This window comes from Microbispora sp. NPDC049633 (assembly GCF_040675265.1).
GTDB lineage: Bacteria > Actinomycetota > Actinomycetes > Streptosporangiales > Streptosporangiaceae > Microbispora > Microbispora maris.
This window is the reverse complement of the sequence record NZ_JBFAOO010000021.1, coordinates 41157-59962: the sequence shown is the minus strand read 5'-3', so window position 1 is coordinate 59962 and position 18806 is coordinate 41157. Positions and strand designations below refer to the sequence as shown.

The 18806-nt window shown below is 69.5% G+C and carries 16 protein-coding genes and 1 pseudogene; 9 read left to right on the top strand and 8 right to left on the bottom strand.

Translation table 11 applies throughout. From position 1 onward, the window contains the following. Positions 1-259: 259 nt before the first annotated feature. The 4 genes from AB0J39_RS08460 to AB0J39_RS08445 form a co-directional block, all read right to left on the bottom strand. Positions 260-1183, bottom strand: a complete 924-nt coding sequence (locus AB0J39_RS08460; RefSeq protein ID WP_363462769.1) for a hypothetical protein — start codon at positions 1181-1183, stop codon at positions 260-262. A gap of 361 nt (positions 1184-1544) precedes the next feature. After that, positions 1545-2687 (bottom strand): FAD/NAD(P)-binding oxidoreductase, encoded by a 1143-nt coding sequence (locus tag AB0J39_RS08455; protein ID WP_363462768.1) that lies wholly within the window; start codon positions 2685-2687, stop codon positions 1545-1547. A gap of 41 nt (positions 2688-2728) precedes the next feature. Further along, on the bottom strand, positions 2729-3385 hold the full coding sequence (locus tag AB0J39_RS08450; protein WP_363462767.1) for a peroxiredoxin: 657 nt from the start codon (positions 3383-3385) through the stop codon (positions 2729-2731). A gap of 67 nt (positions 3386-3452) precedes the next feature. Continuing rightward, positions 3453-5417 (bottom strand): BTAD domain-containing putative transcriptional regulator, encoded by a 1965-nt coding sequence (locus AB0J39_RS08445; RefSeq protein ID WP_363462766.1) that lies wholly within the window; start codon positions 5415-5417, stop codon positions 3453-3455. A gap of 227 nt (positions 5418-5644) precedes the next feature. Here AB0J39_RS08445 and AB0J39_RS08440 point away from each other — a divergent pair, with 227 nt between their 5' ends. Continuing rightward, positions 5645-5863 (top strand): transposase, encoded by a 219-nt coding sequence (locus AB0J39_RS08440; RefSeq protein ID WP_363462765.1) that lies wholly within the window; start codon positions 5645-5647, stop codon positions 5861-5863. A gap of 7 nt (positions 5864-5870) precedes the next feature. Here the strand turns inward: AB0J39_RS08440 and AB0J39_RS08435 are convergent. Next, positions 5871-6101, bottom strand: a pseudogene (locus AB0J39_RS08435) (integrase core domain-containing protein); the annotation flags it as partial. A gap of 82 nt (positions 6102-6183) precedes the next feature. On the opposite strand from AB0J39_RS08435, the gene AB0J39_RS08430 reads away from it, so the two are divergent. From AB0J39_RS08430 to AB0J39_RS08420, 3 genes are all read left to right on the top strand, one after another. Beyond that, a complete protein-coding gene (locus AB0J39_RS08430) occupies positions 6184-6426 on the top strand; it encodes a hypothetical protein (protein ID WP_363462764.1) in 243 nt (80 codons plus the stop codon). Positions 6427-6847: 421 nt separating this feature from the next. Then, positions 6848-8608, top strand: a complete 1761-nt coding sequence (locus AB0J39_RS08425) for an ATP-binding protein (protein ID WP_363462763.1) — start codon at positions 6848-6850, stop codon at positions 8606-8608. A gap of 197 nt (positions 8609-8805) precedes the next feature. After that, positions 8806-9723: an endonuclease/exonuclease/phosphatase family protein gene (locus AB0J39_RS08420; protein ID WP_363462762.1), complete on the top strand. Its 918-nt coding sequence runs from the start codon at positions 8806-8808 to the stop codon at positions 9721-9723. Between the two features lie 59 nt (positions 9724-9782). On the opposite strand, the gene AB0J39_RS08415 is transcribed toward AB0J39_RS08420, so the two are convergent. Continuing rightward, positions 9783-11654 carry a serine hydrolase domain-containing protein gene (locus AB0J39_RS08415; RefSeq protein ID WP_363462761.1) on the bottom strand — a complete coding sequence of 624 codons (1872 nt, stop codon included), beginning with the start codon at positions 11652-11654 and terminating at the stop codon, positions 9783-9785. A gap of 167 nt (positions 11655-11821) precedes the next feature. Here AB0J39_RS08415 and AB0J39_RS08410 point away from each other — a divergent pair, with 167 nt between their 5' ends. The 3 genes from AB0J39_RS08410 (at position 11822) to AB0J39_RS08400 (ending at position 14219) form a co-directional block, all read left to right on the top strand. Beyond that, entirely contained in the window at positions 11822-12970 is a 1149-nt protein-coding gene (locus tag AB0J39_RS08410; protein WP_363462760.1) for a histidine kinase, read from the top strand. Continuing rightward, positions 12948-13601, top strand: a complete 654-nt coding sequence (locus AB0J39_RS08405; RefSeq protein ID WP_363462759.1) for a response regulator transcription factor — start codon at positions 12948-12950, stop codon at positions 13599-13601. Before AB0J39_RS08410 ends, AB0J39_RS08405 begins: the two co-directional genes overlap by 23 nt. Before the next feature lie 165 nt (positions 13602-13766). Then, the gene (locus tag AB0J39_RS08400; protein WP_363462758.1) at positions 13767-14219 is read left to right on the top strand and encodes a hypothetical protein; all 453 of its coding nucleotides are present in this window, start codon (positions 13767-13769) and stop codon (positions 14217-14219) included. Between the two features lie 130 nt (positions 14220-14349). Here the strand turns inward: AB0J39_RS08400 and AB0J39_RS08395 are convergent, their stop codons facing one another. Together AB0J39_RS08395 and AB0J39_RS08390 are read right to left on the bottom strand one after the other, a co-directional pair. Continuing rightward, a complete protein-coding gene (locus AB0J39_RS08395; RefSeq protein WP_363462757.1) occupies positions 14350-15987 on the bottom strand; it encodes a hypothetical protein in 1638 nt (545 codons plus the stop codon). Positions 15988-16331: 344 nt separating this feature from the next. After that, positions 16332-17135 (bottom strand): helix-turn-helix transcriptional regulator, encoded by an 804-nt coding sequence (locus tag AB0J39_RS08390; protein ID WP_363462756.1) that lies wholly within the window; start codon positions 17133-17135, stop codon positions 16332-16334. 119 nt (positions 17136-17254) lie between these two features. Between AB0J39_RS08390 and AB0J39_RS08385 the strand changes: the two genes are divergently transcribed. After that, complete coding sequence (locus tag AB0J39_RS08385; protein WP_363462755.1) at positions 17255-17677, top strand: hypothetical protein; 423 nt, start codon at positions 17255-17257, stop codon at positions 17675-17677. A gap of 5 nt (positions 17678-17682) precedes the next feature. Then, a complete protein-coding gene (locus AB0J39_RS08380) occupies positions 17683-18714 on the top strand; it encodes an NAD(P)-dependent alcohol dehydrogenase (protein ID WP_363462754.1) in 1032 nt (343 codons plus the stop codon). Positions 18715-18806 lie beyond the last annotated feature (92 nt).

Sequence of the window (18806 nt, the reverse complement as noted above, 5' to 3'; positions counted from 1 at the left end):
ACCTGATGGGGCCTCGTGTCTTTCCTTCCCCGCGGTCCCCCCGCCCCCCCCCCCCCCGCCGGCCTGGCGGCGGGGGGGGGGGCGGGGGGGCCCGGGGCCGCCCCCCCCCCCCCACCACCGGGTGTCTTACTCCGTTCGGGCTTCACCGGCGCGCATCAGGCGTGGGTCAGGTACGAGCCTGCGGCCTGTGCCGACGGCCGGCCAGGGGCGGGTGCCGTCGCGTGGGGTGCCGGAGCCGGGTGCCGGGGTGCGGTGTTGATCAGCTGTACCACGTGTGCTGGACCACACCCCTGCTGGTGACGAACACGTCCATTCTTCCCAGTCCCCAGGAGAGGGCCGGAGGGCCGTCGCCGCGGACGTTCAGCCAGTTGGACCAGCTGCCGTTCTCGTACCTCTGGTGCCGGAGCCCGTAGCCGTAGGCCAGCGCGACAACGTCCAGCCGGCCGGGTCCCGGGGAGGCGATGGACGGCTGGACGTTTTCCACAACCGGGGCGGTGACCCAGGCGGACCAGCTGCCGTTCTCGTACCACCGGCGGAGTATCGTGCGGCGGCGGCTCCCGGCGACGACGTCGATCCGGCCGGGCCCCCAGGAGACGGCCGCCGGCGGGGACCCCAGCACGCCGCCCAGGTTCTCCCAGGCCGACCATCCGCCGTTGTCGTAGACCCGGTGTCGCAGGGCGTCGTCGGAGCCGCGGACGAACAGGTCGAGGCGGCCGGGGCCCCAGGAGGAGACGGCGGGGGTGTCAAGCGATGACATTCCGCCCAGATCCTCCCAGGCCGACCAGCCGCCGCTGCTGTCGTACCACCGATGGATCAGGCGCCCCCCGGAGCTCACGGCGAAGATGTCGAGGCGGCCGACTCCCCAGGAGACGGCGGCCGGCGAGGACCATAGGTTGCCGCCCAGATTCTCCCAGGCGTACCGGCGGCCGTTGTCGTACCACATGTGCTGCAGGGTGCCGTCGGAGCTGCGGGCGAAGAGGTCGAGGCGGCCCGGCTCCCAGGAGGCGGTGGCGGGGGTGTCCCGCAGGTCCTCGCCTCCCAGGTTCTCGTAGCCGGACCAGCCGCTGGCCGCCACCGTGGCGTCGGTGGCCGAGTTGAGGCCGGCGGGCTGTGCGGCCTGCGCCGTGGGCGCGATGAGCGTGGCGGTGAGTAACGCGGAGAGGGTGGCGAGGATGACGGACAATGGGTGTCTCAGTATGGTGCTCTTCCTTGGATCTGCGGACATTGTCCGCCGTCGGGCACATCGATGGGTCATACAAGTAACCGGCAGTCGTCCAGTAGACCGACGACTTCCGCGAGCACTGATGCGCGGGCCGCGATCTCCCGTTCGCCGGCCTGCTGGGGTGGCCGCTGCTGCGCGACCGAGGCCCAGCAAGCTGGACGATCTTGAGTTGCTCTGGAGGCATGGCCGCAGGAGTCTGGAAGATGGCTCAGGTGCGGGCCTGAGGCATGCGCGAGCGGCGTGCGAGTCGGCGTTGTCGCCTCGTGATCGGGTGCTCCAGGCCAGGCTCATGATCGCTGGTCCGGATAAGAGGGCATATCGGTCAGTAGGTGGTCCAGTCGCGGTTGAACCAGCGGCGGATGCGGCTGGAGCCGAAGACGGACTTGTCCGCCGCGGACGTCGCGGACGGGTGGTCGAATCGGCCGTGAGGGCGTTCGCCCGTCTTGAAGGTCACTTCGACGCGGGCCACCTGGCCGTGACCGAACTCGATGTAGCAGACACCCGTCCCGTCGTAGGCCGCGGCGGATTCGCCGCGGCGGTGCCGGGCGATGATCTGGTCGGCGGCGACCGCGGCCTGGCCTTCGGCGAAGACACCGGCCTTGGGGGTGCCGACGCTGGTGACATCGCCGACCGCGTAGACATCGGGGTAGGCGGTCTCCAGGGTGAGGGGGTCTACGGGGATCCAGCCGTCGACGCACATCCCGGAGTTCAGGACGACGTCGGGCGCCCGATGGACGGGCACGCCGAGGAAGAGGTCGAAGGGGATCTCTCCACCGTCGGCGAGTACGGCCACCCGGCGTCGCGGGTCGAGGGCGCGGACGAGGCGATCGGGATGCCAGGCGATACCACGTTCGGCGAACGCCGCCAGCAGCGCCTGCGACGCCGCCGGGGACGGCGGGATCGGCGCGCCCAGCGGCATGACCAACGCGATCTCGGAAGTGTCGCGCAGGCCGCGTTCCACCAGGAAGTCGTGGACCATCAGCGCGGTCTCGCTCGGCGCGGGCGGGCACTTGAACGGGGTCGAGGTCACCCCCACGACGACCCGGCCGCCGGGGAAGTCGCGCAGGACGTCCCGGACCGCGAACGCGCCCTCTACGGTGTAGAACTCGTGGCCCGCCTCGACGAGGCCCGGCGTCGCCGCGGGATCGAGGCCGGCGCCGAGGGCGACGACCATCACGTCGGCCTCGAAGGGCCCCGCGTCGGTCTCGACGCGCCGCCGTTCGGGGTCGACGGCGCGGATGGTGGTCTGGACGAACCGCACGCCGGGCCGGACGACGTCCGCGTAGGGGTGCCGCACCGCCTCGGCGGTGGTGCGGCCGAACATCACATCGAGTTTGGAGAAGCCGAAAACGAAGCCCTCGGACTTGTCGATCAAGACGATGTCGGCGTCGTCCCCCAGTTCCTCCGAGAGCCGGGCCGTCAGCTCCAGGCCACCGAAACCGGCGCCGAGCACGAGGATCCGCATGGTCTGCGCTACTTTCCTGAGATTTCCTCGAATCCGTCAGATCACTTCGGCTGGGGGACGATCCGAAGGTAGGGCTTGGGCTCGTCCCAGTCGCCGAAGAGGTCCTTGGCCTGGTCGTTGGAGACCGATCCCGCGATGACGACGTCCTGGCCCTGCGTCCAGTTCGCCGGCGTGGCCACTTTGTGTCTCGCGGTGAGCTGCAGGGAGTCGATCACTCGCAGGATCTCGTCGAAGTTGCGGCCGGTCGTCATCGGATAGAGCAGGATCAACTTGATCTTCTTGTCCGGGCCGATCACGAAGACGCCGCGCACGGTCTGGTTGTCGGCGGCCGTACGGTCCGCCGGGTCCCCGCTGACGTCCGCGCCGAGCATCCCATAGGCCTTGGAGATGGTGAAGTCGGCGTCACCGACCATCGGGTAGTTCGGCGCGGTGCCCTGGGTCTCCTCGATGTCGGCGGCCCAGGCGGCGTGCTTGTCGACCGGGTCGACCGACAGCGCCATGATCTTCACGCCGCGGCGGTCGAACTCACCCTTGATCGCAGCCATGTAGCCGAGTTCGGTCGTGCAGATCGGGGTGAAGTCCTTGGGGTGCGAGAAGAGCACGGCCCAGGAGTCGCCGATCCAGTCGTGGAACCGGATCACGCCGTCCGTGGTGGCGGCGACGAAGTCGGGGGCGGTGTCACCAATGGTCAGGCCCATCGTCAGTCTCCATTCGAGAGGAGCGTCCTGCTTCCGGGTGAAGCCGGACGCCCTGTCGTCGAAGACACTAGGACGGCCGCGTTCCCTGAACGTTCCTTCGCTCGAGGCCGTCCCGCACACTGTTCGCCTGAGCCGTCGCCCGGTCGGCCCAGAAGGAATGCCCGACCTCCGCATAGAGCGCGGCCGCCGACTCGAACCGCTCGCGGGCCGCGTACAGGTCGCCGTCCGCGACTGCGGCGCTCGCCGCCGCAGACTCGGCCATCGCGCTCCAGGCCGAGCTCGCGAAGGAGCCGGCGAACTGGGCGGCCGCCGCGGCGTGGGCGTGCGCGCCCTCCCGATCGCCGACCAGGGCGCACGCCTGGGCGCCGACCGGGTGGAGTAGCGCGCTGCAGGTCGGGCAGTCGCCGTAGCGGGCCGCCGCGCTCTGGGTCGCGCGTACCGCCCGGAGCACCTCCTCCGGCCTGTCCCGCTCCAGGGCGGCGAAGGCCGCGGTCGCATGCAGCCGGGCCCACGCATGGCGGGCCATCGGGGTTACGGTCGCGATCGCCGCCGCGCGCTTCAGATAGATCGCCGCGTCGTCGTGCGCGCCCCCGCAGGCGGCCAGCTCCGCCCGCCGCAGCCACGGCAGCGCGACCGAACGGCTTCCCAGCGGCGCGTACAGCTCGCAGCTCCGTTCCAGGCACGCCTCCGCCTCGTCCCATTGGGCACGCAGCAGCAGCGACTCGCCCAGCAGGCACCAGGCGAACGCCTGCGCCGGGATCGCGTCGGCTCGCTCAGCGATGGCCAGCGTCTCGCGGGCGTACTCCTCGACGTCGCCGGCGAGCCCGTCACCGTAGAGCTGGTATTGGCTGAGACAGTGGTTGAAGTCGCAGAAACGGGCGACCCGGACCCCGAGCGCCACACCGGCGAGCCCTTCGATCTGCGCCTGCAGCCCTGGCCGCCAATCCCCCTGGACGTGCGCGATGAACGCCAGCGCTTCCAGCGCCGCCGCGACGTCGGCCGAGTCTCCGTCGGCGCGGGCGATGGCATGGGCCCGCTCAGCGAGGCGGCGTGCCGTGGCGAAGTCGCCGCGTTCCCAGGCGAGGTTCGCTCTCAGGCAGACGAGCCGCCCATGCTCGGCCTGGTCGGGCGCGAGGCCGTCCGCGGCGGCCAGATGCGGTTCGGCCTCGTCGGGCAGGTGCTGCATCAACCACGCACTCGCGCATTTGCGGTGGATGCGACCGGCCTCCGCGGGATCCGCCGAGTCGGCGAGGGCCTGGCCGAACGCCTTGACTGCCCCCGCCGGATCGCCAGACTGCACCCGGAGGTCGCCGACCCGTTCCCAGAGGTCCGTTGTCAGTTTCGGATCGGACGTCTGCCCGCTGTTGATCTCCTCGAACTGGCGTTGCGTCTCCGGACGGGGCTCGACGCCGAGTTCCACGTCGAGCAGCTCCCGCAGGCGCGCGTACTGGCGTCGTGCCTCGTCCCGGCGGCCGGCCAGCGCGTACAAGCGCATCAGCCAGGCGTGCGCGTCCTCCCGCAAGGGATCGGCCGCGACCAGCTGCTGCACCGCCCGTGCCGCGCGGTTCAGCTCGCCTCGCGCTTCCAGCAGCGCGGCGAACTCCTCGACGACGCCCAGCCAGTCGAGCCGAAGCTCCTCCCGTGGCGCCGCGGCCCAGTCCTCGTACAGGTCCTCAGGAAGCAGACCGTCTCGATAGACCTCGATCGGGACCTGGTACGCGTCGGGCTCCCTGGACCTGCGGGCCACGGCCACGAGCGACCAGTAGTCGGCCACATCCACCGAGGTCCCATCAGGCAGGCACAGCAGATCCCCGACCGACACGATCAGCTCGTTCCCTTCGTGGGTACCAAGACTGCGCCGTGCGGAATGCAGCGCCTTGCGAAGATTCGCCCCCGCCGCCCGCTGGTCGAGTTCCGGCCACAGCGCCTCCATTATCTGTTCCCGCCGCAGCCGGTGCCCAGGTGCCAGGGCGAGCAGCTTCACCAGCGCCGCGGGCTTCCGCTGAGACCACGACTCCGGTACGACAGGCACCCCTCCCACCGAGACCCGAAAACCCCCGAACAGCCCGATCCGGAAATCCATTACATCGTTCCAAAAGAAGACGTGATCAGCACGATGCAGATCATTTCACACACATCCCTGAATCGCGCCCGTACGCACTACCTGTATCAAAGTCCGGGGGCGGGGCGGCTTGAGGTTGAGCGTCGGGGAGTCGGAGAGGTCGTAGATCGACAACGCAAGCGGTCTCCGGTGTTTGGTTGATCGACCAAGACAAACCGAAGACCGGAGACCTCGTGGCCACCTCAGTGGTAACGAGGCGGTTCGACCTGACCGATGCGCAGTGGGCGGTACTGGAACCGCTGCTACCTGCGCCGAAACGCTCAAGGCGGCCGTCGCTGTTCAGCAAGCGGCAGTTGATCGACGGGATCCGCTGGCGGGTCCGCACGGGTACCCCCTGGCGTGATGTCCCGGACTGAAGCGCTAGAACCAGTCGACCCATTCGGCGGTGGCCACTTCGACGTCGGCCAGGCCTTTCCAGGGCTTACGTGGCTTGATCAGCTCGGTCTTGTACAAGCCGATCTGCGATTCCATCAGCGCGTTGTCGAGGGCGTCGCCGACGGTGCCGACGGAGGCGTCGATGCCGGCCTCTATCAGGTGGGCGGTGAAGGCGAAGGAGGTGTACTGACTGCCGGCGTCGCTGTGATGAACCAGCCCCGGCCCGGCCGGGTGGCCGGTCTGGTCGCGCCGCCACAGCCCCATGTCCAGGGCGTCCAAGACGAGCTAGGCCCGCTTGGTCGTGGCGGCCGACCAGCCCACGATCGCCCGGGAGTGGCTTGTGTGGAACCGTCCGCGAATCGGCGAGACCCATTACGCGACCGTGCTTGCGGGCGGTTGCATTCGCATCAGCACAGGCGAGGTGTTTACGAAGCCCTCCCCTGCCTGCAAGAAGCTCATCGGCCAGGAGACAGACGGGTGGTCAGCGTGGCACCGGGAAAACAACAATCGGTCCCTTAAGGATCTTCGGAGTGAGCTGAAGTAATCGAGACAGCGACGCGCCGGCAGAGCCCCTCTTGCGTCCCTTCATGTGATCCTCGCGACAGGAACGGGATACGGGACATGCGCGGGATGATCTCCTCCAGACTGGCGCCTGCGCTAGGTGTTCGCACAGCTCAAACCATATGAGCCCGCCTTGCGGCCACCACTCTCCTAAAGCGGGTGCCGCAGGTTCGAATCCTGCCGGGGGCACTTATCACACCAACCGTGGACATGCCGCCTTTCCTCGCCCTGCGCTGCAGCAATCATTTTCGATCTTCGGCCATCCGCCCTCGGTCTTCTAGTTGATCTGCGGTCACTCTGGAGGCCGCGCGGCATCCTCCATATCGACCCAGCATGCTCGTTAGCATGCTCGTTAGCATGCTCGTTAGCATGTCTCGTCCGTACCGGCTGGCGGGGAGAGAATGATGCAAGACGAGGAGCTAGCCGAGATCATCAGGAACCTTCGAACGCTGGGCGGAGACGTCTCCGATGTAGAGGTGAAGAAGTCCCAGCGCGAGTTGCCGAAGACCGTCCGGGAGACCCTCTCGGCCTTCGCCAACACCGGCGGTGGCGTGCTCATCCTCGGTCTGGACGAGACCAGGGGGTTCGCGGCGACCGGGGTGCACGATGCCCTGAAGCTCTCCAACGATCTGGCCTCGCTCTGCTCCACCGACATGGAGCCCGCCTTGCGACCGCTGATCCATGTCCATCATTTCGAAGGCGTGAAGCTCGTCGTCGCGGAGATTCCTGAACTGGATCCGGCCCAGCGGCCGTGCTTCTACCGAGGCGCCGGGATGACCAAGGGTAGTTTCGTCCGCGTCGGTGACGGTGACCGGCGTCTGTCGAGTTACGAGGTCCAGATCATGCTGTCCTCACGAGGTCAGCCTCGCGAGGACGAGCAGAGTGTCCCGGGGACCGGCCTTGATCTCCTCGATCCGGTCATGCTGGAGGCGTTCGTCGCGCGGGTCAGGACCAGTAGGCCGTACGCCTTTAAAGATCTTGACCGCTATGCGCTGCTCAGACGAGCCCGGATACTGGTGACCGGGCCTGATGGCACGGACAGTCTTTCCCTTGCGGCACTGATCGCGCTCGGTTCCTATCCTCAGGAGCACTTCCCGCAGCTGATGATCAGCTTCGTCCACTACCCGCCGCCCACCGGCGACGCATCGGCGGCGGGGACGCGATTCCTGGACAATGTCACCATTGAGGGCCCCATCCCTGTCATGGTCCGCGACGCGCTGGCGGCGGTCCGGCGGAACATGTCCAGAAGGGCCGTCATCGGAGGAGCCGGCCGACAGGACGTATGGGAATACCCCGAAACCGCTCTACGAGAGGCTATAGTCAACGCGCTCGTCCACAGGGACCTCTCCAGCGCTGCCCGTGGCACGCAGATCCAGATCGAGATGTACCCCGACAAGCTGACCGTCCGAAACCCCGGCGGCCTGTTCGGCCCAGTCACCATCGACAACCTCACCGATGAGGGAATCTCCTCCACGCGCAACGCGACCCTGATGAGGATCCTCGAAGACGTTCCCATCCCAGGTGAGACACGAACAATTTGCGAGAACCGGGGTTCCGGAATCCGCGCCATGGTCGCCGCGCTCCGGGCAGCCGGAATGAGCCCGCCGCAGTTCGATGACCGGATCTCCTCTTTCACCGTCACCATTCCCAACCACGCGTTGCTGAGTGAGAAGACAGTGAGATGGATCGAGAGCCTCGGAGAGAGGGGACTCACCGACAGCCAGTGCATCGCACTGGCTATGCTCCGGGACGGGGAGATCCTGGACAACCGCTCCTACCGGAGCACAGCCGGCGTGGACTCGCGGGTCGCCACGGCCGAGTTGCAGGATCTCGTGTCGCGCGAGCTCGTGCTTCAAACAGGGACCCGGCGGTGGGCCCGTTACGAACTGTCCCAACGGCTGCGCGGCCGTACCTCTGCTGGGACCTCGGCTCTCACACGGGCCGACCGGCGTCCGCAGTTGCTGGACGCGCTCGGCGACGAGATTCTCTCGAGAGCCGAGTTGGCCCGGCGCACTGGGCTCACGGATCAGACGGTACGGCGCTGGCTCTCGATCATGCGAGAGGAGGGCACGGTGGAACTGGTCGGTAGTTCTCCCCGCAGCTCAACCGCCCGGTACCGCCAGACGCGTCAGGGCTCTCTCTTTTCGCCGGCCGATCCTCAGTAGTGAGAGGCAACACCGGTCCATGCGATACGACCGCGGAAAGCCGCAGACGGCAGCGCTGTAGATCTGCGTCGTGCCTGGCCCGGGGCACTCACCGAATCCTCGACGCCTGCCGTTCGTCCGTCGTCGAGCGTGCCGCCGTCCACGGGCAAGCGACGTAGGCGATGCCGGAAGTGGCGGGGGTCTGCGAAGATCGCCGCGTGCCGGTCTTCCGTGTCGCCCTGGTCATTGTCGCGGTGCTGACCGCCGCCGTCCTGGCCTTCCCTCAGTTGATGCCCAACGGGATCGGTCATCTCGGCAGCCTGGTCGAGACGTTCCTGCCGTGGCTCGCGCTGGCCGTTCCCGTGCTGCTCGGCCTGGCCTGGTGGCGGCGCTCCGCGGCGGGTGCGCTTGCCGCGCTGCTGCCGGTCGCCGCCTGGTTCGCCCAGTTCGGCGGACACCTGCTACCCCGGGGAGAACAGCCACATCACATGGTCGCCGTGCAGCACAACGTCAGTGACGAGAACACCGACCCCGCCGGCACGGCGCGTACGCTGATCGCGGCCCGGCCGAATGTGATCGGCCTGGAGGAACTCCTGCCGGCAGCCCTGCCGGCATGGGAGGCCGCGCTGCACGCCGAGTACCCGTATCGGACGGTGCACGGCAGCGTCGGCCTCTGGTCCCGCTTTCCTCTCACCGAGACGGCCCCGGTGGACATCCGCCCGCACGACGTCGGCCCGGACTGGAACCGCGGGCTGCGCGCCGTCGCCCGCACCCCGCACGGCGACCTCGCCGTCTACGTCGCCCACCTGCCCTCGGTACGCATCCGTGCAGGGGGATTCGACGCCGTACGCCGCGACGAGAGCGCCCACCGGCTCGGCGCGGTGCTGGCCGCCGAACCACTCGACCGCGTCCTTCTGCTCGGCGACCTCAACAGCACCGTCGACGACCGCGGGCTGCGCCCGGTCCTCTCGCTGATGGCGGCCCCACCCCGCGATTTCGCCTTCAGCTGGCCGGCCCGCGCCCCGCTGGCACGCATCGACCAGATCCTGACCCGCGCGATGACGGTGACCGGCATCCACGCGCTGCCGAGAACGGGCAGCGACCACCTGCCGATCGCCGCCCGCATCCGCCTCTGACCGGTACGGCGTGCCATCCCGGACCATCCAGCCAGAGCCTGCTGAGCCAGCTGGAGTGGTCACAGGTGCCAGCCGAGCAGGTTCCAGTTCTGGCAGAACCAGAGGAGGGCGAGCAGTCCCGCCAGCACGACCACCTGGTGGCCGCGGGCCAGGACGCCCGCGCCTCGCCAGCCCCTCACGGTGGTGGCGATCGCGGCGACGGTGAGTGCGAGGACCAGCAGCGGCAGCACCAGGAGGACCTGGACGTTGGCCGGCACGCCGTACAGGATGCTCGTGTCGCCGGTCAGGACCAGCGTGAACAGCACCACGAACACCAGTCCGGCCGCGGCGGCGAGTCCGGTCAGGACACGCCCGGCGCGCCAGACACGCGAAACGGGACGCTTCTTGGCCCGGCGGACCGCAGCGGCCACCGGCAGGCCGAGTACGGCGGTCAGGGCGGTGACGGCGAACAGCAGGACGATGACGACGTTGACCGGCGGGGTGTCCCACCAGGAGACGCGTTGGTAGGCGGGGCCGTCCGTGGCCACGTACGCGACACCGCTCCCGCCGGTGACCAGCGCCAGCCGCTGCGTGCCGCCGTCCTGCTGATACAGCCCGGGCCCCAGCGGGCTCCACGTCGAGCCCCGGAAGGTCAGCTTCCTGCCCTCCACCCGCAGCCGGGTGGAGCCGGTCAGGGCGACCACCTTCTCGATGCTGGACTCGGCGGACCGGGTGAGCTTGTAGAAGCCTTCGACCGGCATGACGGGAGCACCGCCGCCGGGCACGGCACGCTTTTCGGGCACGGCACGCTTTCCGGGCAGGAAGCGGTCGAAGAAGGCAGGGATGATCGTGGTCATGGCGTCGCCCCCGTTCATACTGTTCGTGGAGACGAACAGGCCGATGTCGGCGTCGGGCACCAGCAGCAACGCGCTCTGGAAGCCCTCCCAGCCGCCGTCGTGCATGATCACGCGATGCCCGTTGAGCGTCTGCTCCTTGAACCCGTGGGCGTACCCGTCGATGCGCGGATCGGCCGCGAACGTCCGCCGGTGCATGAGCCTGGCCGTCGGCTCGTCGAGGATGCGCCGGTCGCCGAAGCGCCCGTCGCGCAGGTGGGCGATCATGAAGTGGGCCATGTCGTTCGCGGTGGCACTGATCGACCCGTCGGGGGCGAGGTTGTCGAAGACGAACGGCTTGCGCTGATACGCCCCACCCTCGTAGTCGTAGCTGCGCGCCAGATCCGCGGCCAAGGGGGCGGGGACGGGCTCGGCGGCCGTGCTGTGCCGCATCGCGAGCGGGTCGAGGATGTGGTCGCGCACGTACTCGTCATACGGCTGCCCGCTCACCCGCTCCACGATGTGTCCGGCCAGCGCCGCCCCGTAGTTCGAGTACGCCGACACCTCGCCGGGCGGGCGCACCCGCGCGGGCATGTCGCCGGCGAGGTGGTCCGCCAGGGGCGGCACGTCGTCCTTGCTCCGCGACCCCACGCCGATCGTGCGGTCCTCGAACCCGGCCGTGTGGTCCATCAGGTCCTGCAGCGTGATCGGCCGGGGGTAGGTCGCGGGGATCCGGAACGCGGTGAGGTAGCGGTTCACGTCCGCCTTCAGGTCCAGCGTGCCCTGCTGAACCTGCTGCATCACCGCGGTCCAGGTGAACAGCTTGGTGATCGAGGCGATCCGGACCATCGAGGTCTCCGGGTCGAAAGGCCTGCGGTTCTCGACGTCGGCCAGTCCGTACCCCTTGCTGAAGAGCGTCTTCCCACCGCCCACCACCGAGACGACCGCGCCCGGCACGTGGTTGGCCGCCAACCCGTCCGCCATCGCGGCGTCGAAGAACTCTGCCAGCGCACGTTCGTCCGGAAGATCGGTAGCTGCCGCGGCGGGGCGCGGCACGAGGACCATGAGGATCGTCAGCGCCGCGCACACCGCGACGAGCATCGAACGGAAGAGATACACGGGACGGCTCCTGACCTTGTCGAGGCCATCCACGATGCGGCCGGCGGGGGCGCGTCCACATCGCCATCGCGGCCATAGGCGTATGCGACGAAAGTCGGAGACCGCCCGGCGTACGGCATCGACGCCGGTATGAGGTGGCGCGCCGCCGCCCTGGCTACGCTGAAGCGATGCTGTCGTACCGCACGGCGCTGCGGCGGGTGGCCGCGCTCGGGCCGCACGCGATCAGCGCGGCCTCCGTGGCGCTCTGCCTGTTCCTCACCGTCCTGGCGGTCAAGACGCCGTGGGCGCCGCTGCCGCGTCCCGTCATCGCCGCCGCCGGGCTCGCGGGCACGGGTGCGGTGTGGTTCCGGGGCCGGTGGCCGGTCGCGGTGGCCGTCGCCGGGGCGGGCGCGTACGTGTTGTCGGGCAATCCGGGGCCGCTGCTGATCAGCCTGTTCTCCGGCGCGGGCACGCGTTTCCTCGCGCTGGCGGCGATCGGCATGGCGGGGTTCCTGGCCCAGCAGTGGGTGGACGGCGGCCGGTTGGGCACGGACGCGCTGATCGCGGCGGCGACCGCCACCGGGGCCACGCTGGCCGCTGGGGCGTACGTCACCACCCGCCGCGAGCTGACCCGATCGCTGCGCGAGCGCGCCGAACGCGCCGAGACCGAGCAGCGTCTGCGCCACGAGCGGGCGAGGTCCGCTGAGCGCGGCCGGATCGCCCGGGAGATGCACGACGTGCTCGCGCACAAGATGACGCTCATCTCGCTGCATGCCGGCGGCCTGGAGGTGAACGCGAGCGCGGGGCCGGAGCGTGTCGAGCGGGAGGCGGCGTTGATCAGGGTCAGCGCGCAGGAGGCGCTCGAAGAGCTACGCAAGATCCTTGGCATGCTGCGCGCCGGGCCCGGCGATGACGACGGCTTCCCCGACCTGCGGCGGCTGGTGGACTCCTGGGTATCGGCCGGCGGGACCGTCACCCTGCACGGCGATATCGGCACGTGGCCACCGGCAACGGCCAGGGCCGCCCATCGCCTCGTCCAGGAGGGCCTGACCAATGCGCACAAGCACGCCCGCGGGGCCCCGGTCACGGTCACGGCGACCGGGAGCAGGGAAGACGGCGTCACGATCGTGGTCGCCAACGGACGATCGTCCCAGCCGAGTCTGGAGACCGGCGCCGGGGTCGGTCTGGTGGGCCTGGCGGAGCGTTTCCGGCTGATCGGCGGAACGGTGCGCGGCGGGCCGGACGATGCGGGAGGCTGGCGTCTTGAGGGCCGGCTGCCGTGGCACGCCGCGGACGCATCCCCGAGGGAATCACATGATCAGGACACTGCTGGTTGACGACGAGTCGCTGATCCGCGCCGGGCTGCGGTTCATCATCGAGTCCGCACCCGACGTGGAGGTCGTGGGCGAGGCCGAGGACGGCAACCAGGCCGTCGACGCGGTCCGCCGCCTGGGGCCCGACGTCGTCCTGATGGACGTCAGGATGCCCCGGTACGACGGCCTGGCCGCCACCGCGGCCATCCGCCGGCTCTCCCGGGCACCCGCGGTGATCATCCTGACCACGTTCGACACCGACGAGCACGTCTTCACCGCCCTGGAGGCGGGAGCCTGCGGGTTCCTGCTCAAGGACACCTCGCCGCACGACCTGATCCGGGCGATCCGTCTCGCGCACGGCGGCGACTCGATGCTGTCCCCGCAGGTCACCCGGCGGCTGATCCACCGGCTCACCATCGACCAGCCCATCCGGCGCCGCCGTGACGCGCTCGCCCGGCTGGAGGCCCTGACCGGCCGCGAGCGCGAGGTGCTCGTCGAGGTCGGGCTTGGCCACTCCAACACCGAGATCGCCGCCCGCCTGCACATGAGCGAGGCCACGGTCAAGAGCCACATCTCCCACCTGTTCGACAAGCTCGCCGTCACGAACCGCGTGCAGGTGGCCATCGCCGCCTACCGCGCCGGCCTGGTCGACTGACTCGGCCCAGCCCGTCATGCCTGCCCGCGACCCGGCCAGGCATGAAGAGGAACGGGAGATGCGAAGCGTCGATGGCGACCACCGAGGTGAGGTTGCCGGGGAACATGGTGCCGGCGCAGCGATCACGACTGCTCCCACCATCGAAGCGAGGAGGAAACCAGTTTGATGAGGATCGGACCGCCGAGCCACATTGCCATCAATCACGATCATCACCATGCGGAGCATGTGGGACGCACAACTGATGGGAGGCAGTTCTTCCTCACCACGCCCTTCGAACCGGCCATCCGCGGCGAGGACGACGGTCAGGAGTTCGTCGCCATATACCTCTTCGACGCCGACGGCCGGTTCCTGCAGGCCAGAATCGATGCTTTCGGTCCCAGAGCCCAGATGGACCGCGCGGCGCGACGGGCGGCGTACGACGCGCGGCTGAAGGAACTTGGCGAGGTCACGTTCACCCGCATCGAGGTCGAACCCTTCGCGATCGAGCGGTTCGGAACGACGTTCGGCCTGATCCCCAGAGAGCCGGAGGAAGACGACGACGCATGGTGGGTCATACTCGAGCCCGGCGGCTACATGGCCTTCACCGAACCATGGGATAGCGGCAAGTACGACACCTGATGCCCGTTCACCCGGCCGCCGTCCGCCCTGGTTCCCGTGGCTGGGCGGTTCGCGTCCTGGCCGGCCTTGACGAGAGTGCTTGCCCGTCGGTGACGGCGATCGGGATCGCCGTCACCCGGTCGTCGGGGCGCTACGCGTCCGGCTGGAGGACGGTGACCACGTGGCTGGTGTTCGCGGGCTCGATGACCGAGTTCCCGACCAGCCTGACGGTGTACGTGTGTTCGCCGGCCGTGGTCGGCGTGTCGGCGAAGCCGAACGACCCGTCGGCGGCGGGAGCCACCTTGGACAGGGCTTTCGAGGTGACGGTGCCATCCGGGCCGACGACCCTGCGTGCGACGACGATCGTCGTTCGCGGGAAGGAGACGCCGTCGGCGCCGAAGGTACCGCTGAATTCGAGCCGCTCTCCGACGGCGCCCGTCGCCGGTCCGGTCACGGTGAGCACCGGCTGGTACGGGGCCACCGTGACGGTCGCCGAGGCGCCGTCACCGTCGAACCATGAGTTGCCGGACCAGTACACCTGATACCGGAACGTCCCGCTGGAAGGTGGCGTGTCGGTGAACTCATAGGTTCCGTCCGCCGCCGTGGTGATCTCCTGATAGGGCCTGGAGGTGCCGTCGGGGAGCCAGCGGTACAGCTCGAGCGTCTGCACACCGGGCAGCGACCCGGTGCTCAGCGTGAGCCGTCCGCTGAAGGTCGACTGCTTGAGCGCGGTCGCCGCGGAGGGAGCCGTCAAGGTGAGCGTGGAGGAGTGGTAGGGCGACGGCGGCAGCCGCCAAAGGTGCATCCGCCCGGTGCCGGGGTCCTTCAGCACCGCCCAGGTGTAGATCCCGTGGAAGGCGATGCTGCCCGCCACCAACGTCTTCCCCTGGTGGTCGGCCTCGTAGATCACCTCCGCCGTGGCCGGGTCGTACACCACGAGCTTCGCCGAGTCACCCGCGGAGGAGTCCCAGCCGCCCACGACGTACGCGCCGTCCGGGCTGGCCGCGACCGCGGCGGGGACACCGTGCTCGCTCGACCCGCTGCTGTCGTAGGCACGGACCTGAGTCAGGGTTGTCGTGTCCCAGGCGTCGAACCGGCCGGTGCCGGCCAACGCCGACAGCGCCGACCCGTCCTCGGTGAGGGCGAGATCCCGCAGGGGCGGCAGTCCGTCCGCGTCTCCGCGGATCTCGCCGCGCGGGATGCCCGGGGTGGTGTTGACGTCGTACAGCCTGATTACGGCGGGACTGACTCCCGGCTCCCCGGCCGCCAGCGTGGCCCCGGCGACGGCGACCAGCGGAGGCCGAGTCGTGCCCGGCCCGACCCGGACGGGGGTGGGTGTCGCCGCCGACACGATGAGATGGACGACACCTCCCTCTCCCGCCTCGCCGCACCCGTATCCGATCCACACCCGGTCGTGGGACTGCGCCAGAGTCGACGGGCACGGGTATGCGGTGAGGTCGAAACGCCGGGTGATGGTGACCTTCACGGGGTCGATCTCGATCAGCTCATTCGAATCGCGCAGCGCCGCGTACACCTTCCTGGCGCCGTCCGATGCGGACAGGGCGACGGCGCCGGACAGGCCGCCGATCGTGTCGATGGGCCGGCCGTCGTAGGACGCGACCACGATCCGGTCGTCGGCGGCGACGAAGACCTTGCCACCGCCCGCCACCACGTCTCCGCCCCTCCCCGCGACGACGCCGAGGTCTCCGACGACCCCGGCGGCCTCGGCCGCGGCGGCGGGTGACTGAGCGGCGAGCAGGCCCGCCATCAGGAGCAGGGATCCCGCCAAGGCGACTAATCGGTGGGATAGAGAAGCACGGCCAGAGGTCGATGGGCGCACATGCACTCCGTTCTGAAGGAGGTGAGAAGCGAGCGCCCCGGCATGACTCGAGCCGCTCTCTTCCGCTGATGATCTCCGTCAATCGAACGTATATTCGCATAGCGCGGCACCGCCGTCCAGGGCGCCGAGGTCACATCAGCGTGATCTTCGAGTTCGTCGGTAGGCGAGGGTTCCGGCACCTCGCACCGATAAGCGGCCGGACAGTCAGCAGAGGGCAGTCCACTTCCCGGCAGAGCCGGACGCGTCCGCACTCGGATCTCCGCCGCCGGCCCAGCGGCGTGAGCGGATGGTGTTCACCACGTGACAAGCTCGGCCAGCGCGGCGCCGGTCGCCTCGTCGGCCGGAAGGAATGCTTCCAGTCGCAGTTCGGCGATGGTGACGTCGGTGGCGGTACCGAAGTGCGTGAGTGTGGTGATCAGCCGGAGTTCCCGGCTGTCCGGGTCGCCCGTGCGGAGTCGCAGCGGCACCGCGAAGCCGAGGTGATGTGGCGGCAGGTGCCGTGGACGCGGTGGCGCCAGGTCGGCGAGTTCCGCGGCGAGGCGGCGGAGCCTGTCGCTCGGGTTGCGCAGGCTCTCGGCCTGGACGCGGTCGATGATGTGCCAGGCCCACTCGTCGAGGTTGACGATGCGTGGCGCGAGCCCTCGCGGATGCAGCAGGACCCTGGGAACGCTCGCCGGTGGGGCGAGCAGGTCCGGGTCGACTCCCCGGGTGATCATGTGGAACCCGGCGTTGGCCGAGATGAGGTCGCCGTGCCGGTCGACTATCACAGCCGGGTACGGCAGGTGGCCGTACAGGATGCGGTCAAGGGCGGTCCGGACCGGCGCCAACTGAGGATCGTCCAGGTCGGTCTGCGGGTACGCGGGCGCGAATCCCGCGGCGAGGAGCAGTTCGTTGCGCTCTCGGATCGGCACCTCCAGCGACTCGGCCAGCCGTATGATCATCGACCGGCCGGGGGTCGAGCGTCCGCTCTCGATGAAGCTGACGTGCCGCTGGGTGGTGCCGGCGCGCACCGCCAGTTCGAGTTGGCTGACGCGTCGGCGGGTGCGCCACGTGCGCAACGCGGCCGCGAGTCCGCCGCTCGCCGATTCGGTGATCATTGCTCCTGTGTACCGGGTTCGGCGCCGGCGGGCGATTCCCTGCGGGGAATTGTGGCGGCACGCGGGGCGCAGCACAGTCGTGGTCGGCATGACGACCGTCCACGACCCGAAGGATCACCATGGCCGACATCGACGTGAAGGACCTCACAGACCGCTACGTCGCCGTGTGGAACGAGCCCGACCCGGAACGTCGCCGCGCCGCCATCCGCGAGCTGTGGTCCCCCGACGCGGTCCACGTCCTGCGGCCCCCGCAGGAGATGCGAGAGGCCGCTGAAGGGCTGGGGTTCGATCGACTCGTCCTGGAGGCGCGCGGGCATGACGCGCTGGAACCGCGGGTGACGCGGGCCTACGAGGAGTTCGTCGCGCCGGGCACCTTCGTCTTCCGGCCCTGCGGCGATGCCGAACAGCTCCACGACGTCATCAAGTTCCACTGGGAGATGACGGCTCGCGCCGGTGGTGATGTGGCCGGTGTCGGGCTGGAGATCCTCATGCTCGGCGCGGACGGTCGCATCGTCGGCGACTACCAGTTCATCGAGAGATGACCGCGATGACGGCGGCACTGCCGACGTCCGTCCGGAGCTACCACGTCGACAGCGGCGACGGCGTCGACGGGCTGTCGCTGCGGATCCGCCAACCGCGCACGCCGGGCGTCGGCGAGGTCGCGGTCGTGGTCCACGCCGTCTCGCTCAGCTTCCGCGATCTGCTGGTGCTGCGCGGGCAGTACGTGCTGCCGGTGAAGCCGGACGTCATCCCTGTCTCCGACGGTGCCGGGCAGGTCATCGCTGTGGGACCGGGTGTCCGGCGGGTGCGTCCGGGTGACCGGGTCACCGCCACGTTGTTCCCGCGATGGCTGGACGGCCCCCTGCGGCCGTCATCCCTGCCACAGCTGGGCGGTTCCCTCGACGGCATGCTCACCGAACTCGCCGTCATGCCGGAGCAGGCCCTCGTCCCCATCCCCGGCCACCTCTCCTACGCCGAGGCGGCGACGTTGCCGTGTGCCGCGGTCACGGCGTGGAACTCGCTGACCGGGGACGGTCCTGGGATCCAGCCAGGGCACACGGTGCTGACCACCGGATCGGGCGGCGTGTCGCTGTTCGCGGTACAACTGGGCAAGCTGCTCGGCGCGAAGGTGATCGCCACGACAGGCCGGGCGGACAAGGAGCAGCGCCTTCGCGACCTGGGCGCTGACGAGGTCGTGAACCACCGCGCCGTTCCCGACTGGCACGCCGCGGTCCGCGACCTCACCGGCGGGCGCGGCGTCGACCGGGTGGTCCACACCGCCGGGCCCCTGGAACAGTCACTGAAGTCGCTTGCCCTCGACGGGCACGTCGCTCTCGTGGGGTCCGTCTCCGGTGATTGGCGCCCCCTCGACCCTCGCCTGCTGTTCGGTGTCGCCGGGACGGTCCGGGCGTTGGCCGTCGGCAGCCACGCGCAGTTCGTCCATCTGAACGAGATCATCTCCGCGCACCGGCTCCGGCCCGTCATCGACCGGGTGTTCCCGTTCGAGGACGCCGCCGCGGCGTTCCGCTACTACGAATCGGCCAATCCGTTCGGAAAGGTCGTCATCGGAATCCGATAAACGGCGTGCGTGGCGGCGCGATCCGCCACGCACGCTCATCGGCGTTCGCGGCGGCTCCATGAATGATTTGCGATCGGGTCACGAAAGCACCC

Excerpts from the sequence above, each read along its gene's own strand:
- AB0J39_RS08385 (WP_363462755.1), top strand. The coding sequence starts at position 17,255 with ATGGCCGACATCGACGTGAAGGACCTCACAGACCGCTACGTCGCCGTG.
- AB0J39_RS08405 (WP_363462759.1), top strand. The coding sequence starts at position 12,948 with ATGATCAGGACACTGCTGGTTGACGACGAGTCGCTGATCCGCGCCGGG.
- AB0J39_RS08400 (WP_363462758.1), top strand. The coding sequence starts at position 13,767 with ATGAGGATCGGACCGCCGAGCCACATTGCCATCAATCACGATCATCAC.
- AB0J39_RS08450 (WP_363462767.1), bottom strand. The coding sequence starts at position 3,385 with ATGGGCCTGACCATTGGTGACACCGCCCCCGACTTCGTCGCCGCCACC.
- AB0J39_RS08455 (WP_363462768.1), bottom strand. The coding sequence starts at position 2,687 with ATGCGGATCCTCGTGCTCGGCGCCGGTTTCGGTGGCCTGGAGCTGACG.
- AB0J39_RS08425 (WP_363462763.1), top strand. The coding sequence starts at position 6,848 with ATGCAAGACGAGGAGCTAGCCGAGATCATCAGGAACCTTCGAACGCTG.
- AB0J39_RS08410 (WP_363462760.1), top strand. The coding sequence starts at position 11,822 with ATGCTGTCGTACCGCACGGCGCTGCGGCGGGTGGCCGCGCTCGGGCCG.
- AB0J39_RS08390 (WP_363462756.1), bottom strand. The coding sequence starts at position 17,135 with ATGATCACCGAATCGGCGAGCGGCGGACTCGCGGCCGCGTTGCGCACG.
- AB0J39_RS08380 (WP_363462754.1), top strand. The coding sequence starts at position 17,683 with ATGACGGCGGCACTGCCGACGTCCGTCCGGAGCTACCACGTCGACAGC.